General features: G+C 40.9%; 13 protein-coding genes. 6 read left to right on the top strand and 7 right to left on the bottom strand.

Annotated features, from left to right (window positions below; translation table 11 throughout):
- Positions 1 to 75 precede the first annotated feature (75 nt).
- Positions 76 to 333, top strand: coding sequence for a hypothetical protein (locus FCN25_RS12340; protein WP_137225186.1), 258 nt, complete (start codon positions 76 to 78; stop codon positions 331 to 333).
- A 76-nt stretch (positions 334 to 409) separates the two neighbouring features.
- Here the strand turns inward: FCN25_RS12340 and FCN25_RS12335 are convergent, their stop codons facing one another.
- Both FCN25_RS12335 and FCN25_RS12330 read right to left on the bottom strand, forming a co-directional pair.
- Positions 410 to 1,069, bottom strand: coding sequence for a thiopurine S-methyltransferase (locus tag FCN25_RS12335; RefSeq protein ID WP_137225184.1), 660 nt, complete (start codon positions 1,067 to 1,069; stop codon positions 410 to 412).
- A gap of 98 nt (positions 1,070 to 1,167) precedes the next feature.
- Positions 1,168 to 1,515, bottom strand: a complete 348-nt coding sequence (locus FCN25_RS12330) for a hypothetical protein (protein WP_137225182.1) — start codon at positions 1,513 to 1,515, stop codon at positions 1,168 to 1,170.
- Positions 1,516 to 1,811: 296 nt separating this feature from the next.
- Between FCN25_RS12330 and FCN25_RS12325 the strand changes: the two genes are divergently transcribed.
- Positions 1,812 to 3,629: a protein kinase gene (locus FCN25_RS12325; RefSeq protein ID WP_137227401.1), complete on the top strand. Its 1,818-nt coding sequence runs from the start codon at positions 1,812 to 1,814 to the stop codon at positions 3,627 to 3,629.
- A 125-nt stretch (positions 3,630 to 3,754) separates the two neighbouring features.
- Here the strand turns inward: FCN25_RS12325 and FCN25_RS12320 are convergent, their stop codons facing one another.
- The 3 genes from FCN25_RS12320 to FCN25_RS12310 all read right to left on the bottom strand — a co-directional run bounded on the left by FCN25_RS12320 (position 3,755) and on the right by FCN25_RS12310 (position 11,634).
- On the bottom strand, positions 3,755 to 6,151 hold the full coding sequence (locus FCN25_RS12320; protein WP_137225180.1) for a zinc-dependent metalloprotease: 2,397 nt from the start codon (positions 6,149 to 6,151) through the stop codon (positions 3,755 to 3,757).
- Between the two features lie 71 nt (positions 6,152 to 6,222).
- Complete coding sequence (locus tag FCN25_RS12315; RefSeq protein WP_137225178.1) at positions 6,223 to 9,948, bottom strand: response regulator; 3,726 nt, start codon at positions 9,946 to 9,948, stop codon at positions 6,223 to 6,225.
- A 291-nt stretch (positions 9,949 to 10,239) separates the two neighbouring features.
- A complete protein-coding gene (locus FCN25_RS12310; RefSeq protein WP_137225175.1) occupies positions 10,240 to 11,634 on the bottom strand; it encodes a PhoH family protein in 1,395 nt (464 codons plus the stop codon).
- 327 nt (positions 11,635 to 11,961) lie between these two features.
- On the opposite strand from FCN25_RS12310, the gene rapA reads away from it, so the two are divergent.
- Together rapA and FCN25_RS12300 are read left to right on the top strand one after the other, a co-directional pair.
- Positions 11,962 to 14,868 (top strand): RNA polymerase-associated protein RapA, encoded by a 2,907-nt coding sequence (gene rapA / locus FCN25_RS12305; protein WP_137225172.1) that lies wholly within the window; start codon positions 11,962 to 11,964, stop codon positions 14,866 to 14,868.
- A gap of 121 nt (positions 14,869 to 14,989) precedes the next feature.
- Complete coding sequence (locus FCN25_RS12300; protein ID WP_137225170.1) at positions 14,990 to 15,862, top strand: DUF3530 family protein; 873 nt, start codon at positions 14,990 to 14,992, stop codon at positions 15,860 to 15,862.
- Positions 15,863 to 15,898: 36 nt separating this feature from the next.
- Here FCN25_RS12300 and FCN25_RS12295 read toward each other — a convergent pair whose 3' ends face one another.
- On the bottom strand, positions 15,899 to 16,705 hold the full coding sequence (locus tag FCN25_RS12295) for a crotonase/enoyl-CoA hydratase family protein (protein WP_137225168.1): 807 nt from the start codon (positions 16,703 to 16,705) through the stop codon (positions 15,899 to 15,901).
- A 415-nt stretch (positions 16,706 to 17,120) separates the two neighbouring features.
- Here FCN25_RS12295 and FCN25_RS12290 point away from each other — a divergent pair, with 415 nt between their 5' ends.
- Both FCN25_RS12290 and FCN25_RS12285 read left to right on the top strand, forming a co-directional pair.
- Positions 17,121 to 18,116 (top strand): response regulator, encoded by a 996-nt coding sequence (locus tag FCN25_RS12290; RefSeq protein WP_137225166.1) that lies wholly within the window; start codon positions 17,121 to 17,123, stop codon positions 18,114 to 18,116.
- 16 nt (positions 18,117 to 18,132) lie between these two features.
- Positions 18,133 to 19,089 (top strand): sensor domain-containing diguanylate cyclase, encoded by a 957-nt coding sequence (locus tag FCN25_RS12285; protein ID WP_137225164.1) that lies wholly within the window; start codon positions 18,133 to 18,135, stop codon positions 19,087 to 19,089.
- 84 nt (positions 19,090 to 19,173) lie between these two features.
- Here the strand turns inward: FCN25_RS12285 and rraB are convergent, their stop codons facing one another.
- Complete coding sequence (gene rraB / locus FCN25_RS12280; RefSeq protein WP_137225162.1) at positions 19,174 to 19,602, bottom strand: ribonuclease E inhibitor RraB; 429 nt, start codon at positions 19,600 to 19,602, stop codon at positions 19,174 to 19,176.
- Positions 19,603 to 19,615 lie beyond the last annotated feature (13 nt).

Raw genomic sequence — 19,615 nt, 5'->3', positions numbered from 1 at the left:
ATTCAAAAGTATTATTGTTATAGTCATGTAGTTAACAATAAATATACAATTCAAAAGATTTAGGTGAAAAGACTTATGACTCAAGTTGCATACCAAATAAATAATCGACGTAACAAGGATGTACTTCATCATGATGAGTATTGGGATTTAACCACAGCAGATCAAAAACTCGCATTATATGACTTGCATCGCTATGGGTATCGATTATTGTTTGTTCGCCATATGCTTAAAGGGCCAGTGTCCGTCATTTGCCAGCAAGATGATATTGCTGCTATTTATGCCGACGGAGAAGTCGATTTACGCCCCAAAATAACCCTTAGAGAATCTCATTAGAAGTCTAAAAAATCCATTCAACCTTATGATATTTTATAAAAATCTACTTATTTCCTCAGTAAGCTTTAGATTCAATTTATGACTTTCGAGTTAATTTATAAACAGCTTCATTAAGCCAAGGAACTTGTTTATTCACAAACCTTGGGTTATCAGCCAACACATCGACACATTCAAGTAATTCGACGTTAAAATATGGCGTTAGATAGGTTTCAATCCAAGTTGGGCTGACAGCAAATGGTGGGCCTTTTAGGGTTTCTTGTGGGTAATCAAGGGTAATTAATAATCCGCTCACGTTAGCAGGAACCAGCGCAGCTAGCGCGTGAACATACTGTTGACGCATTTCTTCAGGCCACGCAATCAACGCCGCACGATCGTAAAAACCACTAATAGAGGATGTTAAACTGGAAGGTAAAGTAAAGATATCACCTTGATATAAGGCAACTTGATCGGCAGAAAATACCGCGTGATCATCAATATGAGTCACTTGATAAGCAAGTTCATTATCTGTAAAAAAATCTTCAACAGCAATAGCGCTTAATTCACAGCCCAACACAGTATGACGTTGTTCGGCCAAATAAAACATGTCTAACGATTTACCACATAGAGGAACGAACACCTCGCTATTTTCAGTTAAGCCTAACTGCGGCCAATATTTTACTAAAAAAGGGTTCACTTGGTTTAAATGAAAACCGATTTGTTGTAATTTCCATTTTTCATGCCAAAAGCTGGGTTCCATAATGCTATTCTTCAGTCTAATTGCTATTGAGATACAAGCTACTTTAAAGACTAAAAAAAATGGATGCAACCTCCGATAAAGATTTGCTGTTTAGCCGACTAGGCTTTACCGTCCAAGGTCATTTGTACCAGCCTTAACCAACGACAATTTTCACATTGACACTGTCGACGTGACATATGATGCGGACTTAAATTAGAATCGATATAATCTACAGCAATTAATAATTGCTGTTTTAACTCATCAACAGATTTCATCTCAAGAGCAACCATTTCATCATTACGATTAATCCATAAACATTCTTCCCCTTGATGACAAGTAATGCATTCTTCATCACTACTGTTAAAAAACACCGCATGTGGGCAATGGGTCACTTCCATTGATTGTAAAATTCGCTGCCGCGGGAACCTAAATAGCGGAATTAAATCAGCTTTATTGACATTGGGCATAATAACCTCTGGTTAAACCATTAAATAACTCTTACTGTCATAGTACCGAATGTTGATTCATTTTGATTTGATATAGGTCAAGGTTTACATATCAGATTTTTTTCGATAGGAAGCTATCATTTGCTTATAATATGTGCTGATTAGAAAGAGATATTAGGGTGATTTTTAGCGAAACAGATATCAAATTTAAATAAATCACGTTGATGCATGAATAAAATGGTTTATTTTAAATAAGAAGCACTTGCCGCAGTAAGGTTAATCAAGGTTTAATGAACTTAACAAACGGAGACTTACCTTTGCAAACACCGCAGCTGCAACACTTTTATATCAATCAAGAGCAGTCTATCTACTTGCTAAGTGCCAATGATGCACGTAAGCATAAAGCTTGGATCCGCTTGTGTAAGCAGCAGTTAAGTAAGCTGGGATATCAACAAATAGAATTTATTGGTAAAGGAGCCTATGGTTTTGTATTTGCGGGTATCAATGAATTTAACCAATCACATGTGTTTAAATTTTCCAGAATTAATTTACCCCAAAGTGTCCAGGATAGGCTTGAAGAAGAAGCCTACATGCTTAGTCAAGTGAAGCACCCTAACATCCCAGAAGCAATTAAATTTGAGCGCGTTGGTAAGCAAGGTATTTTAGTGATGGAGCGAGCTCAAGGTGAAGATCTCGACAAAATTTGCCAACGATTAGGCGCTTTACCACCAGTAATGATAGTGAGTATAGCGAGGCAATTGGCGAATATTCTATATTATCTTCGCAAGGGTAAACCTTTAGTACATGGCGATATTAAGCCCTCCAACTTAGTTTATGATATTGATGCCGACAAGTTATCATTGATCGATTGGGGGTCGGCAGTATTTGCTCAACGAGATGAACACAACCGCGCAGTTGATGACAATGTCATGTCTTTATTATCAAGCGATCAACAACACACTAATGCGCGTATGGGCGATGTGTATTTTATTGGTGATGAACAACTGAGCGGTGCGTTATCAAGCCCAAGATTTGACGAGCAAGGTGCTGCAGCTACCTTATATGCACTTGCATCTGGACAAATCAGTCGTTTCGGCACAAAAGTCATTCCAGCCACCAGCATCGGCTTACCCATTGAGTTGGCAAGAACACTCGACGCAATGCTCAGTGATGATGTTGAAAAACGTAACCTTGCTGGTGATTATTTTCTTAAAAGCTTTCGGCACAGCCATAGGATGCATTTACCTATTCTGCATACCTCACCATTGAAACCCGACATTCCAGTGTGGGCGCAACCGCGATCTAAAACCGTCGAAACCGTGAGTTACAGCTCGCGTAAATCATTTTTAAAAGAGCACAACACTCAAGATCCCATCGCCAAAATGGATGATGTGCAACTAGAAAAATATTACCGTAATTTTATGGTGGGTATGGCTGACACGGAAAAAGGCTTTATTGCCGCAGTAGGTCGTTTGGCACAATACCCTATCGTCGGCGGACTGGTGATCCATTGGCGAGAGTCAGGGGTGTTTATTGACTCAAACTTAGCGATTTACGATCCAGACAGTAAAGCACCATTAATATTAGCGGTAAATAATATGGTCACTATGGCGCGGGGCATTAAACGAATTGGGGTATTTAAAGCTTGCTTCTTTAATGCCAAAGACACCTTACATCTTGAACGAAAAAGTACTGAACACCAATATGAAATAACTGGAGAATTACAACTGCCATTTGAAGTCGGTGATGTGCCGAATTTAGAAGATAAATCCCGCTTACATTCATATTTTGAAGATGGTAAAGATCCTGAAGAAAACCTAGAACTCCCAGCAGAAATAATGACTGAACTGGCTTCGTTAAATCAAATCCATCACACTGGTTGTATTATTTTTGAAGCCCTACCTAATCACTTAAAAATTCACAGTTACTTACGTTTATTAAACCCACGTAAACAGGCTTCATTTAGAGCGAGTTTGGATCGCATTATTGCTCACGCGAATAAAATTCAAGGTTATGGTATTTCAGGATTTATGAAATTGCCTTACAAAAACACTCGCCAATTTAATCATATCGATCGCAAAGCAGATCATTTTTATCCAAAAAATCCTAAAATCATGAGTAGTGAACCAAGATAAACCAAGATAGAAATACAGTCCTTCCAATGCTCAAATGATAACGATGCCCGCTGTTCGATACAAAGTAATACGCGACCTATTAAGGTCGCGTATTTTCAATCTAATGAGCTGAACATAAGTTGCATTTATATTGGTGAACCGGGTGGCATTTCAATCGGTTTGGTGATTAATCGATAAGTTGCATCATCCATGCCTTTGGTAATGCCTTGGAACAACCAATCATAATGTGCTGATTGATAATCACTACCACGATTACTGCGGCGTTTAAGTTGCTTAATAATATAATCAACTCTTGCAGCCAACTGTGCTTTTACTTCAGGAGCCGTTGTAGGATTATGATAAGCCGCTAATAAGCTATCAACAACCACAGTGTTGACTCGCATTTGCAATGCTAGACCTTGGCCACTGGGTAAATCTTGATATAAGGTGGCAGCAGCAAGTTTATCGATTAATTTAACCACCGACAGCTGCTGACTGTCTTCCATATATTCCTGACTGACTCTGTTTAAACGCTCTGGAGCTAATAACTGTGACACAATATGACGACTCATCACTTCACCCATCGCGACAGGATCAGTAATTACCCCTAAATTAGAGCCAAAGCTTTCGCGAGTTTTACGATAATTTCCTGCTTTAGGCACTAACGCTTGTAACACGTTATTGGGCACTAACAAGCTTTCAGTTTGCAAACTTGCCAGAAGGGCATCAACAGCAGCAAGTTGCATTTTAGGACGAACATAATTCCAACGAACGCCTGCGCCAACTTGTTGGTAGCTATAATCCGTGCCACCAATCCATTTAGCTGCCGCGGTTATTTGAAAACGTGTAAGCAAGTAAATAGGCACAAACACATCGGCTAGTTCACCATTAGGTTCACCTGCCAATAAAGCATCTGAATTGAAATCGTCAATGGCTTTACGGCGCACCGTTTCTAAGCGCACTAATTCTGCGACAGCGTCATTACCGCGATCCCATAAACTGGCGTACGCATTACTGGCGCTTGCACTACGTGAGTCGGATTCACCAATATAACGAAAGCCCTTGCTTATGGTCGATGTTAACAATGCATCAGCCTGCTTAGCATCACCATAACCATACGCTATGGTGTATTTGTCCCACTCGCCAATGCCTTCACGATATGGATGACTGATATCAATATAATTACCTTCAATACTGGCATATGGATGTGGATAATCCATCACTGAAGCGTTGTCGTTTGTTGAGGCGGCAAAATTATGATCTAGCCCTAACGTATGGCCAACCTCATGCGCCGCCAGTTGGCGAATACGTGCAAGTGATAACGCCATCGCGGCATCATCTGCGGCTTTTCTGTCTGGCCAACCAGCAGTCAGTCCGCGAGCGATGAGATGATCTTGACGAACTCTTAAGCTACCAAGCGTGACATTGCCTTTAATTATTTCACCAGTACGAGGATCGGTAACTGCAGCGCCATATGACCAGCCTCTCGTGGCACGATGTACCCATTGAATCATGTTGTAACGCATATCTTGAGGGTCTGCACCCTCAGGTAATAATTCAACTTTAAAGCCATCAATAAAGCCCGCATCGGTAAATGCACTTTCCCACCAGCGAGCCCCTGCTAATAATGCACTTCGAATAGGTTCTGGCACCCCTGGGTCAAGATAATACACAATAGGGTTAACCACTTTACTGGGGGCGTCACCTGGAGTCACTTTTTCTAATCGGTGGCGCAATAAATGACGCTGAGTAAGTGGTTGATCAACCGCGGTAGAGTAATCGGCATACTGATCTGAAAGATAACCGCTCATGGGATGATAACTGCGAGGCTCATAGCCGTCGTCGGGAAGTTGTACAAACGAATAACGCACACGAACAGACATAACTGTACCGTCAGGGGTGACCTCTGCAACTTGCTTGCCCGCTTTGTCAGCGTTAAATGTTAAATTAACATCTATGTCGGCATTACGTTCAAAGGATTTAATTCCAAGCGGTAAAATAACCGAACGATGACTATCTAAACTGTACTGACCTTGCTTAGTTGCCGCTAATACCGCAGAAACCCCATGTAAATCATTAATCACTAAATCGTTAATTGCGACTATTGCCGTTTTACCTTCGACCAATTTACCCTGCCATAAAATCGACTCGGCAAAGGCCTGTGTTACCGCTTGACGCTCTGCAACATTATTGCTGGTCGCTCGATACTGAGTATTAAGCTGCTTCAACATTAAGTAGGGACCGTGTTGCTCAAACTGTACCATTCGAGTTTGGCCTAACTGGCCACGATCCAAGCCTATATCATTTGAACCGACACCATGAGGTAAACTTGTAAGTAATAAAAAGGGTTGGTTAAGCTTATTGGCTTGCAGGTATAAGTTTGCGGATTTTGTGTCATAAAACAGATTAATAAAGCCTTTGGCTGCTTCAGCATTGTTAATTATTTTTTGGGCTGGATCGCTTGCGGCTAATGCTGCATTAGAAAGTAATGTTGCGGGCGTAATTACCAGCAACAATGCCAATGAAATACTACGGCGGATCATAATTAATCTCCCTGTTGTTAATATCCTATTATCGATAAATACTATAACCAAATCGCCTAAAAATTCAGGATTCAGCTATCTGGAGTATTACTGTCTTTATGATTATTTTTATAGGTAATCCAATAAGACAACGTTTCAAATAATTCAGTAAGCACAATTGGCTTAGTAATGTGTGCATTCATGCCTGCGGCTAAGCTTTTTTCTTTATCACCCGACATGGCATGCGCAGTCATGGCTATAATTGGCATCTGTTCAGTATTGTAACGTTTGCGTAGTTCAGCGGTGGCGGTTAAGCCATCCATTACCGGCATTTGAATGTCCATTAACACCGCATCAAACGGTTTAGTATCAATCAAATCTAATGCGATTTGGCCATTATCGGCTATCACCACTTCATATCCTGCACTTTTCAGTAATTCAGCTGCCACTTGTTGATTAATAAAATTATCTTCAACCAGTAGGACCAAACCAGATGCCTTTGTGGGTTCTGCTTCAACAACAACTGGCATAACATTTAGTTTAGGTGCTTTGGCAAAGGCACTAATAATTTCATCAAATAATGCCGACGCTTTAAATGGCTTTTGTAACACAGCGTGAACGGATGTTCGCTCTAGTTCATTATCTAACGGCCCTGCGGCATAAGCGGTCATTAAGATAATGATAGGACGTTTGGCTAAACTGCCATCTTTAACCATCTCATCAATAGCTTTAATCACTTCGCAGCCATTCATTTCTGGCATCATCCAATCTAACAACAATAGATCTACTGGTTTGTTACGTAACATCGCCAGTGCTTTTGGACCACTGTCAGCGGTGTTCACACCAAAGCTAAAGTCTTTCATCAATGTAGAATAAATTTGTAATGCGCTTGGATTGTCATCAACCACTAGTGTGGTGAGATTATTTAATTGATCTGGCACCACTAACGGCTCGACCACTTGTTCTTCTGCAATTTCAAAACTAATCGTAAAACTAAAGGTACTCCCAGCATCCGGCTGTGACTGAACATGCATGGTGCCGCCCATCATTGACACCAAATGCTTACTAATTGACAGGCCTAAACCTGTGCCGCCATATTTACGCGTAGTTGAACCATCGGCTTGGGAAAATGCATCAAACAACATGGCTTGATGATCTTTATTAATACCAATACCAGTATCACGTACCCAGAATTTCAGGGTAATGCGGTCATCGCGCTCACCCACATCTTCGCAGCCAAGTTCAACTTCACCAATTTGGGTAAACTTGACAGCGTTAGACAATAAATTAACCAATACTTGGCCTAAACGCAGTGGATCACCATTTAAGATCAACCCTGCTGTTACTGGGGCATAAAGCAGTAGCTCAACGCCTTTTTCTTGCGCTTTAATAGCATTAATATCAATAACATGATCAAGCACTTTGTCGAGTGGAAATGCAACACGCTCTAACTCTAACTTGCCAGCTTCAATTTTAGAAAAATCCAAAATATCATTGATAATTCGCAGCAAGGATTGTGCTGAAAACCCAGCTTTACTAAGATAATCCTGTTGTTGTGCGGTTAAGTTAGTCCGCTGAGCCAATTGCACCATACCAATAATAGCGTTCATTGGAGTGCGAATTTCATGGCTCATATTGGCCAAAAATTCGCTTTTATACATGTTGGCTAATTCAGCTTCTTGCTTAGCTTCAAGTAAGGCCACTTCGTTACTTTTCTGGCGGGTAATATCTTTATGAGTACCGAGCATCCGCTTACTGCTACCGTCATCAGAAAATTCGACCGCTCGGCCACGAGATAGTACCCAATAATACTCGCCATTTTTCCCGCGCATTCTAAATTCTATCTCATATGTTCCTACTGGATCGTGAACATATTGAGAACGATATTCTTGCATCCGATCACGATCATCTGGATGACACAATTCATCAAATGATTCTATTAACGGTGGAAACTCATTGGCTTGATAACCCAACATGGAATAAAAAGCGGGATTACAAATAATTTGCTCTGAATCGATATACCAATCCCATAAACCATCTTCTACTGCATCCATAGCAAGGTGGTAACGCTGCTCAGATAAACGTAATTGTTCTGCGGCATCGAATTCTCGAGTGATATCTCGCCATACAGAAATTAAGCCTAATAGTTCACCACGGCGATTATAAAAAGGCAGTTTAAAGGTATCAAGCAATACCACTTTACCTTCAACATTCACCCGTTCTTGATAGCGTAACGAATGCTGTTGGGTCAGTACTTTCTTGTCTTCTTCACCAATGCGTTCACCTTTTTCTGGACTCACGACTTCTGATGAAGTTAAGCCAATAATCTCATTTTCGTTATAACCCAGCATTCTTTCTGCTGACTTATTGCAGCCCAAGTATTTACCTTCTTTATCTTTAAACACAATGGCTTCTGGGATCGAATCGATCAATGAACGTAATAGCGCAAATTCTCGTTCGCGACGCTCAGTGGTTTCACGCAATCGTTGAGTACGCCGGGCAACTAAGTTGTCGAGGCGTTTATTCTGCTCAGCAAGATGATGTGTATATTGGAGGTTCTCTTCAAAAATACGGCTAACTAACGCAAACCAAGGCTCCCAACCATGGGTAATTTTTTCTGGTGGTCGAATAGGTGTTTGTGAACACGCCTCTAGATGCGTTAACAAGCGTGAAGCAGGGCTGACGAACGCACGGCGAGTCTGCCAATGCACAATGGTCACTAGCAGTGATAAGGCCAAAACCACTAATACAAAGCTCAGTTGTAGCTTGTCCCACGAATCCTTAAATAAATCATCTTCATCTTGTAGATACAGTAACCGCCAGGGCGCGTTATGTAGTGCAACACTATGAATATAATAACCGTTACGTAACATGCCGTCGTGGGCATCGAACAATTCAGATTCAGATAATGAATGTAACTCAGCCGGAATACGCTGGCTAATGTGATACACCTTATTCATTTCGCTGGAATCAAAATCGCTGTGGGATAAGATATTATTTTGCTGATCAAGCAAAATCACTGTACCCGGCATTTTAAAATAGGTACGAATTTGTTTATCCAATGACGACAAGGTCATGTCTAAATTAATCGCACCAATAAACTCGTCCTCTAAATAGACAGGTAAGCCAAGCGTGGTAATCAAGCCTTGATGAGCCGAATCAATATATGCTTCGCTCCAAAATACGCTACGTTGCGGGTTCATTGAAGGCGTTGCTAACTGAAACTGTTTTTTATTAAGCAGTTCATCTCTAAAACGCAGATCGTTATCTTCCCAAGGATAAAACGACATCATTCGACGCTTAGAAATATAATAAATCGACGAGGCTTTGGGCGCTGCTTCTTTAGCGACAGGAAAAGACAATGACAGCTCAAACAACATTTCTAGCTCTTGATAGAAACTCTCGCTGCGGTTATCTAATGAGCCAGCTCCAGTAATCCGCCCCATGTTGGTAAACGGAATGCCACTTTTGGCGTAGTTGGGCTCAAGGGTAAAATATTGACCATCTTCATTAAATTTTTCATACTCAGGCAATCTGTCTTTACGAACAAATTCACCTAAACGTAAATGGTCAACCGCCACATCACGCAAACTTTTCACCGCACGAATACTTGACTCAAGCAATAAATCGATTTGCATCACATGACGTGCCACTTGCTCTTCACGCTGTTGAATTTGCTGTTCTTTTTGGCGTTCGAACATTATGCCCGCCGACAACAGAGCCATCACAATTACCCCAATATAGGTGTAAAACACCGCACGGTTATAATTGCGTTGAATAGGAGATTTTAGTTGTAAATCTGGCTCAGTCGGTTTCATTAACACCCTTGATACAGCGTAAAACAAACTCGCTGTCGAACAATTAACACCAAAAAAAATCGGCAGTAAAAACAGTAATGATTATGATATCAGGAAGATAAGCTCAAGCACATGTATTAATAGAATCAAAGGCACTTGTCCAACCTGCCTAATATGTAAAAGCAAGATACATAAAACCAAGATACAAACTTATTCTAGTCAATGAATAATAAATAAGGTTACGCAATGTAACCTTATTTATGTAACGGGATATATATGCCCTTGTGCGTACTCGCTTAAGCAGTGAACATACTACAAATGTTCCTCAGCAAATTCTGCTAACCGAGAACGCACCACCCCATTAAGATAAATGTTGGCACTGCCTTCAAAGTCTTTAAAACGCTCTACTATATAGGTTAATCCAGAAGTTACAGCCGTTAGGTAGGTTGAATCAATTTGGGCTAAGTTACCGCTACAAATCAACTTAGTGCCCTCACCCATACGAGTGATCATGGTTTTAATTTGTGATGCGGTTAAGTTTTGGCATTCATCTAAAATGACCACGGAATTTTGAATAGAACGGCCACGCATAAAGTTTATCGACTTAAACTGAATGTTAGCTTTTTCCATAATGTAATTAACACTGCCAGTAGGGTTAACATCATTTTTATGCAACACTTCTAACGTATCAGTAATCGCAGCGAGCCAAGGGGTCATTTTTTCCTCTTCGCTACCCGGTAAAAAACCTATCGATTCTGCAATTTCGGGTGTGTTACGAGTAACAATGATTTTGTCATACAACTTACGTTCAACTACCAACTCTAATGCTGCAGCCATGGCTAATAGTGTTTTACCACACCCAGCAGGACCGGTCAGAATAATCAGTTCAATATCAGGGTCTAGCAAAGCATCGAGCGCCATACCTTGATAAATATTCTTAGGGGTAACGCCCCATGCGTCATGATGTAATAAACGATCACGTCCGCGATCGATCATCTCTAAATGTTGATCCGTTGTACTCATAACACGACCACAAAAGTCAGAACTATCATCAATCAAATACTGGTTAAGATAGAATTTTTCATTACCAAGATGCTCCAGTGGCACTTGATGAACGGTATGCAAACCTTTGCGGTCAGTTGATACCTTGTCAACATTTTGCCAAAAATCACCGGGGAATTGATAAAAGCCTTTGGCAAGAAAACGCACATCATCAATCAGTTGATCGGTACGATAATCTTCTACTCGCTCAATACCTGCACCTTTGGCTTTTAAGCGCATATTAATGTCTTTAGTGACTAACACGACGGTACGAGGAAAATGGATTTTTTGTAAATGTAGGGCGGTGTTGATGATGCGGTTATCGTTATTATCGCCAGGCAGGGAGCCGATAATAAAGTCAATTTGGTGATCTGGGAAAATCGACAAATGGCCAGAGACTTCAGAATGTTCTTGGTGTATCGGTAGTGCAACGCCTTTTAAGATTTGCTCTGGTGTTGTGGGGCCACCAAGAATATCTTCTAATCCTCGTATGGCTACTCGTGCATCGCGACTCACATCCCGTTTACGATCCTTAATACTGTCGAGTTCTTCTAACACAGTCATGGGAATAATTACGTCATGCTCTTTAAACGAATATATCGCTAAAGGTTCATGTAGTAACACGTTGGTATCCAGTACAAACAACTTTTTGTCGTTTTGTTGCATGGCGCCTCCAGAGTGCTCTCAATGATTAGATGTCAGTATCTCTTAGCTACACGTATAACATTAAAGGGATAAACAAAGTCTCTATTGATAACAAGCCATTGCATTTAGCAATGCTTTGCTCAATAAAATATGGCACAAGTCGAACAAAATTCAATGCCATCTTCATCGCCTTTGTTCCACACTATGGGGTCAATGTGACATTCACATGTCAATATGGTCTAAAAACGACCATGTGAACGATAAATCAATGCTAGAATTTCAATCTGGATGGGTTTGGTTTAACATACGCCCCCTTTTTTTGTTTCACGAAATAAATGAGAGTAGAAAATGCCGTTTGCCTTAGGTCAACGCTGGATTAGTGATACCGAGTCAGAACTCGGATTAGGGACAGTCGTTCAAGTTGAAGGCCGCATGGTTACGCTGCTATTTCCTGCCACTGGAGAAAACCGGATGTTTTCCCGCAGTGAAGCTCCCTTAACTCGGGTTATCTTTAACCCAGGTGACACTGTCGAAAGCGGTGAAGGTTGGAGTATTACCATTGAAGAGCTTGAAGAAAAAAATCAATTGGTGATTTATCATGGTATCCATAGCGAAACTCAAGAAAAAGTCAGTCTTCGTGAGACAATGCTGAGCCACAACATTCGCTTTAACAAGCCACAAGATCGTTTATTTGCTGGACAAATTGACCGCTTAGAACGCTTTGGTGTGCGTTATCAATGTCAGTTATTGCGCCACAAATTAGCCACCTCAGATTTACTCGGCCAACAAGGCCCGCGCGTCGGTTTGATTGCCCATCAACAATGGATTGCTCACGAAGTTGGTCGTCGTTATGCGCCACGAGTATTACTTGCTGATGAAGTTGGTCTAGGTAAAACTATTGAAGCAGGCTTAATTATTCATCAACAGTTACTGACTGGTCGTGCAGAACGGATTTTAGTGATAGTGCCTGACACCTTACGTCACCAGTGGTTAGTTGAAATGTTGCGCCGCTTTAACCTGCGTTTCTCCGTGTTTGATGAAGATCGTTGTGTAGAAGCCTATGCCGACAATGACAACCCGTTTTACACCGAACAATTGATCATTTGCTCACTTGATTTATTGCGAAAGAAAAAACGTCTTGAACAAGCTTTAGATGCTGATTGGGACTTAATGGTTGTCGACGAAGCACATCATTTAGAATGGTCTGAAGATGCACCAAGTCGAGCTTATCAAATCGTTGATGCCTTAAGTAAAGTGGTCCCTGGTGTATTGCTATTAACAGCTACACCAGATCAACTCGGTCATCAAAGTCACTTTGCCCGTTTACGTTTACTCGATCCGGATCGTTTTTATGATTACGATGCCTTTTTAGCTGAAGAAGCAAGCTACAAAGATGTGGCAGAAGCAGCTGAAGCATTGAGTCAGGATAAAAAGTTACCCGACAGTGCCATTAACAGTTTAACCGAGTTGCTTAGTGAAAAAGACATAGAACCAAGCATTCGCTTGATCCAGTCAAAAGATGTAGATGCCGAAGCACAGCAGGCTGCACGCCAAGAATTACTTCAAGAACTACTCGATCGTCACGGTACAGGCCGAGTGCTATATCGTAATAGTCGCGCATCAGTAAAAGGCTTTCCGAAGCGTTTCTTTAATACATACCCACAAGAAATGCCTGATCAATATATTACCGCAGATCGTGTTAACAGCATGATGGGTGGATCTAAACCACCGTTGGCAAAAGCTGCACAGGCATTAAGCCCTGAAAAACTGTATCAAGCCTTTGAAAGCGACAGTGCTAGTTGGTGGAAATTTGATCCACGAGTGGATTGGTTAATTGAGTTTTTAAAGTCTCATCGCAGTAAAAAAGTACTGATTATTGCCAGCCAAGCAGAAACAGCGTTAAGCCTTGAAGAAGCACTACGTACCCGCGAAGGTATTCAAGCAACGGTATTCCATGAAGATATGTCAATTATTGAGCGCGATAAAGCGGGTGCTTATTTTGCTCAAGAAGAAGGTGGAGCCCAGGCATTAATTTGTTCTGAAATTGGCTCTGAAGGGCGTAACTTCCAGTTTGCGAGCCACTTAGTATTATTCGATTTACCACTGAACCCTGACTTATTAGAACAGCGGATAGGGCGTTTAGATCGCATTGGCCAACAAAACGACATTCAAATTCATTTACCTTATCTGCGCGATACCGCTCAAGAAAGATTAATGCGTTGGTATCATCAAGGACTCAATGCGTTCGAACTCACCTGCCCAATTGGCCATGTGTTGTTCAACGAATTTGCTGACGAACTGATTAACGTACTGTGTAATGCTGATGAAGATCTGATGACTCAACTATTGAATCATACCCAGCATCGCTACAAAGAACTCAAACAGGCAATGGAGCAAGGCCGAGATAAACTGTTAGAGATAAACTCTCACGGCGGCGAACGTGCCGATGCCTTAATTAAGCGTTTGTCAGAAAGCGATAACGATACTCATCTCATCGGTTCAGTCATTCGTTTATGGGACATTATTGGTGTAGATCAAGAAGATCGTGGTGAAAATTCGATTATCCTGCGCCCTAGTGAACACATGATGTTTCCTACTTATCCTGGGTTAAATGAAGACGGTATTACTGTGACGTTTGATCGTGAAACGGCTTTGTCTCGTGATGACATTGCATTTATCACCCAAGAACATCCTTTGGTACAAACCGGTTTAGATTTAATCACGGGTTCAGAAACAGGCACCACTAGTGTGGCGATTCTAAAAAATAAGGCGCTACCTGCTGGTACTTTGTTTTTAGAGTTGATTTACATGGCCGATGCCTCTGCACCAAAATCGACTCAGTTATACCGTTATTTACCACCAACGCCTATTCGAGTGTTGCTGGATAAAAACGGGTTAAATATGGCTGATAAAGTCGATTATGCCAGTTTTGATAAACAGCTCAGTGCAGTTAACCGTCATATCGCCAGCAAGCTTGTAAACGCCTCTCAACCTATTTTGCACCCGTTATTGGCTAAAGGTGAAGAATATGCAAAACAATCGCTAACGCAGTTAGTCGTGGATGCTCGCGCCAAAATGACTCAACAATTAACTAGCGAATTGGAACGACTAGAAGCCTTAAAAGCGGTCAATCCAAACATTCGTGAAGATGAGATAGAGCATATTCGTAATCAAATGGCTGAGTTAACAGGCTACATGGACAACAGTCAATTGCAGCTTGATGCAATACGTATGGTGCTTGTCAGTCACGTATAACGGCTAATAAGTAATGTGAATAATGTTGAATAAATAATGCCCTGTATATCAGGGCATTGTTTTTAGTCATCGTTATACATTAAGCTAATCACATTATGATGTATTTCACTTAGGGGTTAGAGTGCAATTAGGACGACTTAGTCAGTTATTAATCGTAACGATAAGCATATTGCTGGCAGCGCCTAGCGTAAAAGCGCAGCAACCCTATGCTTACCTGCCTGCTGATGAAATCAAATTTATCACTATTGATGGTAAACAAACCGAAGTTCTCGTTAGGTCTTGGGAGAGCAAAAAACACTTTGGTTCCGCCGTTATTATTGCCGCTTCTGACACCGATGCAGATGCTGCAGGCTTAGCCAGTTACCTCAGAACCAATATTAATCAACGTGGCTGGGCGAGTATTAGCTTAACGCCGGCAAAAGGACTATACCGCCCTAACTATGCAACAAAGCCTGAAGAAATCACTAAAGCAGGTACCGAACAACTGCAATTAAGTAGCAATAAAAGTACGCCAAAATATGATTCACCTCAGTTACTTGAACTGAGAAATTTTCAACAAAGTAATCTAAGTGAAGCGCTGAATCAATTAACCTCAACCATCAGTTTATTCCCTGGTGGAAACATCCTGATTGTTATTGATGATAGTGCTGGTATGGTCACTAATCTTCTTTATGACAAAAAAATTCCGACGCCTGATGTGTTGGTCATCGTCAACCCTTATCGTGAGTTTGAGTATTTAATTGATCCACAAAGTCAGCGTAAATCAATTGCCGAACAATTAGTCACTATGTCTATTCCCATTCTTGATATTCAATCTGCTGATGCGAATCCAAATTCTATTGAACAAGCATCAACTCGGCTTAATTACAATCAAGTTAAACCCGCTCGATATTACCGCCAATACCAAATGAGCTTAGATTTAAGCAGTCCAAGCGGATGGGAAGAAGCCCTCAATCAAATCGAAGGCTTTTCCAGAACGGTTATCGGTAGATAATGGGATGCGTCTATACCATTGCAGTAAGCCGTTTGTTTACCACCAAGATTGACGAGAACGATAGGCTTTATCTGGATTTTTGGTTTGTCTTATCGCCGCTATTACACGGTTTTTTCCTAATAACAACCTAACTTGGCTCAGCGACTCACGGGCCAATAAACTGCGCACGGAAGCGGTCCAATTCTGATTAATACTGCGTTTAATTGCTGCATTGGCATCCGGTGAAGTTCGAATTATTTTTTGCGCCAGCACGGTGGCACTCTCATAGGCAGTCTCACTTATTTCAGTCACTAACCCCAACTCAAGTGCATGTTCAGCCGTTAAAATATCCGCGGTATAAGTCAGCATCAATGCTTTGTCTTTTGACATAACCTGCCTTAATGCAACAAGTCCCGCCATATCGGGTACTAATCCCCATTTGGCTTCCATTATCGATAACTTACAACTAGGCGTTGCAATACGAATATCGGCGCCCAGGGCGATTTGAGTTCCACCGCCGTAACAACATCCCTCTAACACTGCAATGACCGGAATAGGTAAACGCTGCCACCCCAAAGACACTCGTTGAGCTAGGTTTGCATTGCCAGGCAACCACTTGAATAACAGTTTTAGTGCATTAACGGGTGAATTAGCCACACTCTTTACATCTAAACCTGAACAAAAATTTCCATCGGCACCGGATAAAATAACTGCATTAATGTCCTTATTCGCACGGATTTGCTTAATCACCCGATCTATCGCGTTAAACATCTCAACATTAAGCGCATTTATTTTACTCGGTCGATTTAAGCAAACATGGGCAATGCCATTGTCTACAGTGAACTTGATTAATTCTGTTTCCATGAAATATCCGTTACTGGTCTGTCCAGATTGTAGACTAACATATCTACACTCTCTGTCTAACAGACATAACACGACAAAAAATCGTTATAGGTCAAAATTTTGTCATGTGCTTTTTGAACAAAATATCATTGATATGCTAACATTACTCATTATCGATATAAGCATTCCTATCTAGTCTTAATGCACCTCTGCAAAGGGAAATATCGGCTTTATGTAATACTGATGACTTTGAAATAAACGCAATAACACTTTGAATGTTAAAATTAAGTTAACAATATTATTAGCAAATATATATAATATACTAACAAACAGAAATCGCTGTAAAAAGTCTTATCATTACTATCCGCCTAGTACCACTCGCGGTTGCATGAATGAGTGTGTGTTCTTAAAGGCGAAACAAGGCAGACTGGCAATAATGACCATTCCAATACTAATATGCGACGATTCAGCACTCGCCAGAAAACAAATGGCAAGAACACTTCCCAAAGATTGGGATGTTGAAATCAGCTACGCCACCAATGGTGCTGAAGGCCTTGATGTCATTCGTGCAGGTAAAGGAGAGATTGTTTTCCTTGACCTCAATATGCCCGTTATGGATGGTTATGAGGTCCTCCAAGCGGTACAGCAACAAGATTTGCCCGCATTAATTATTGTCGTGTCTGGCGATATTCAAATTAAAGCCCACGAACGAGTCAAAGCTTTAGGTGCTCTGGATTTTATACAAAAACCAGTGAGTGCAGATGCTATCAGTCATATTTTGCAAGAGTACGGCATTTTAACCCTTACCCAGGGTAATAAAGTAAACGACACTCCAATGATGAGAGTTGATATGCGTGACGCATGTCAAGAAATCGCCAACGTCGCAATGGGCAGAGCAGCTGATTTACTCGCTAAACTCCTTGATGTATTTGTACTATTACCTATTCCAAACGTTAATGTGCTTGAAGTCAGTGAATTAACCATGGCCCTAAAAGCCACTGAACGAAATTCAACAGTTTCAGGTCTTTGCCAAGGATTTATTGGTGCTGGTATCGCTGGTGAAGCGTTATTATTGTTCCATGACTCTAGCTTTGAAGATATGGCAAAGCTAATGGGATTAGAAAACCCAGAAGACAATAATACCGAAATAGAAGTGATGATGGACACAGGTAATGTGCTCATCGGTGCATTTTTAAATGGTATTTCTGAGCAACTCGATATGAAATTCAGTCAATCTCATCCGGTCGTGCTAGGCAGGCATTGCAGTGTCAATGAACTCATTCACGACAACTCGGCAAAATGGCAACGAACGCTTGCGATGGAAATTAACTATCGAATAGAGGATTACAATATTCAATGTGATCTTCTGCTGCTGTTTACTGAAGAATCTATTGCAACGCTGAATTACAAGCTTGGCTACTTACTCGACTAACGTTGGATAACCCTTTATGTCAAATGACCAAAGTGCGATGAACGAACTACACTGGCTAATCGATATGGTACAAACCATAGAGGTGGGCTTAGTCGTGATTGATAGCGACTATAATATCCAACTTTGGAATGGTTTTATGGAAAACCACAGTGGTGTGTCACCTAATTCAATTAAAGGTGATAATCTGTTTGAAAAGTTTCCAGACTTACCTGCTAAATGGTTAAAACAAAAAATGGAATCGGTTTTTTTACTTAAAAACCGTACTTTTATTAGTTGGGAACAACGTCCATACGTGTTCCAGTTTAAAAATTATCGACCAGTAACGGGTCGAGCCGATTATATGTATCAAAATATCACCTTATTACCATTAGCCTCGCTAACGGGTAAAATCACTCATATTAGTATTATTGTGTACGATGTGACTGATATAGCCGTTAACAAACTGCAACTAAAAGCCGCTAATGAACAACTAGAGCTACTTAGCCAAACAGATGGATTAACCCAGTTATATAATCGTCGCCATTGGCAACATTGCATGGAAAAAGAGTTTGATCGCTATGCTCGTTATGGTGATACTGCATCATTGGTGATGATTGATATTGATAACTTTAAAGTTATTAACGATAAATATGGTCACCCTGCTGGCGATAAAGTCATTCAACATACGACCTATTTATTAAAGCAAGCATTGCGCGACACTGACTTTGCTGGCCGTTATGGCGGTGAAGAATTTGGCGTAGTGTTATCAAAAACGACAGCAGAAGATGCGCTTAACTTTACTGAGCGGTTGAGAAAACGTATTGAAGCATCTGAAGTCTCGTTCGAAAATCGCCTTATAAAAGTCACTGTAAGCATTGGAATTAACGATTTAGACTCCCAAATAGACAATAGCTCAACTTGGTTATCTGGTGCAGATAAAGCACTATATATCGCTAAGCAAGAAGGCCGTAACAAAAGCGTTATTCATCAATAACCGGCGACCAACCACATTCTATCGACCATAAAAAAACGCTCATCATTGATGCGCGTTTTTTTATGGTATTAGACTGCCTATGAATTAGTGAAATGTATCATCTTCATCTTCATCATCATCATCATCATCATCATCTTCACCTTCTTCGCCTTCAACATCGTCACCGACAAAATAAGTTCCCCAACCGTCATAATCGACTTTTTGCTTGGAGGCTAATAAAATCAACTGTTCACAGGCTTTATCCAATAAAGGAGCTTCTAACTTATGCTGAGCAATGGCATCAAAGCAGAAAATAATCGAGCCATCTTCAAGCTCCATTTCTTCAGCATCGTTCACTTCAAAACCGAGCTTAAATGCATCAACAGCTGCTTTTTCTAAGCGATCAAAATTAGTCGCCGAAAAATGATGTTCAAAAGTATATTCCGCATCAGGCTCTGAACCATCAGCAAGTAAGGCATCAACAATTTCGAGATTCTCAGCAAATTGCTCTTTTAACTGACGCTCAACAGACATGGATAACTCCGTA

The organism is Shewanella sp. MEBiC00475 (assembly GCF_005234075.1).
Taxonomy (GTDB): Bacteria; Pseudomonadota; Gammaproteobacteria; order Enterobacterales; family Shewanellaceae; genus Shewanella; species Shewanella polaris.
The sequence above is the reverse complement of the archived record's forward strand: the minus strand, read 5'-3'. Positions and strand labels throughout refer to the sequence as shown.

Excerpts from the sequence above, each read along its gene's own strand:
- FCN25_RS12340 (WP_137225186.1), top strand. The coding sequence starts at position 76 with ATGACTCAAGTTGCATACCAAATAAATAATCGACGTAACAAGGATGTA.
- FCN25_RS12295 (WP_137225168.1), bottom strand. The coding sequence starts at position 16,705 with ATGGAAACAGAATTAATCAAGTTCACTGTAGACAATGGCATTGCCCAT.
- FCN25_RS12330 (WP_137225182.1), bottom strand. The coding sequence starts at position 1,515 with ATGCCCAATGTCAATAAAGCTGATTTAATTCCGCTATTTAGGTTCCCG.
- FCN25_RS12310 (WP_137225175.1), bottom strand. The coding sequence starts at position 11,634 with ATGCAACAAAACGACAAAAAGTTGTTTGTACTGGATACCAACGTGTTA.
- rapA (WP_137225172.1), top strand. The coding sequence starts at position 11,962 with ATGCCGTTTGCCTTAGGTCAACGCTGGATTAGTGATACCGAGTCAGAA.
- FCN25_RS12285 (WP_137225164.1), top strand. The coding sequence starts at position 18,133 with ATGTCAAATGACCAAAGTGCGATGAACGAACTACACTGGCTAATCGAT.
- FCN25_RS12320 (WP_137225180.1), bottom strand. The coding sequence starts at position 6,151 with ATGATCCGCCGTAGTATTTCATTGGCATTGTTGCTGGTAATTACGCCC.
- rraB (WP_137225162.1), bottom strand. The coding sequence starts at position 19,602 with ATGTCTGTTGAGCGTCAGTTAAAAGAGCAATTTGCTGAGAATCTCGAA.
- FCN25_RS12290 (WP_137225166.1), top strand. The coding sequence starts at position 17,121 with ATGACCATTCCAATACTAATATGCGACGATTCAGCACTCGCCAGAAAA.
- FCN25_RS12315 (WP_137225178.1), bottom strand. The coding sequence starts at position 9,948 with ATGAAACCGACTGAGCCAGATTTACAACTAAAATCTCCTATTCAACGC.
- FCN25_RS12335 (WP_137225184.1), bottom strand. The coding sequence starts at position 1,069 with ATGGAACCCAGCTTTTGGCATGAAAAATGGAAATTACAACAAATCGGT.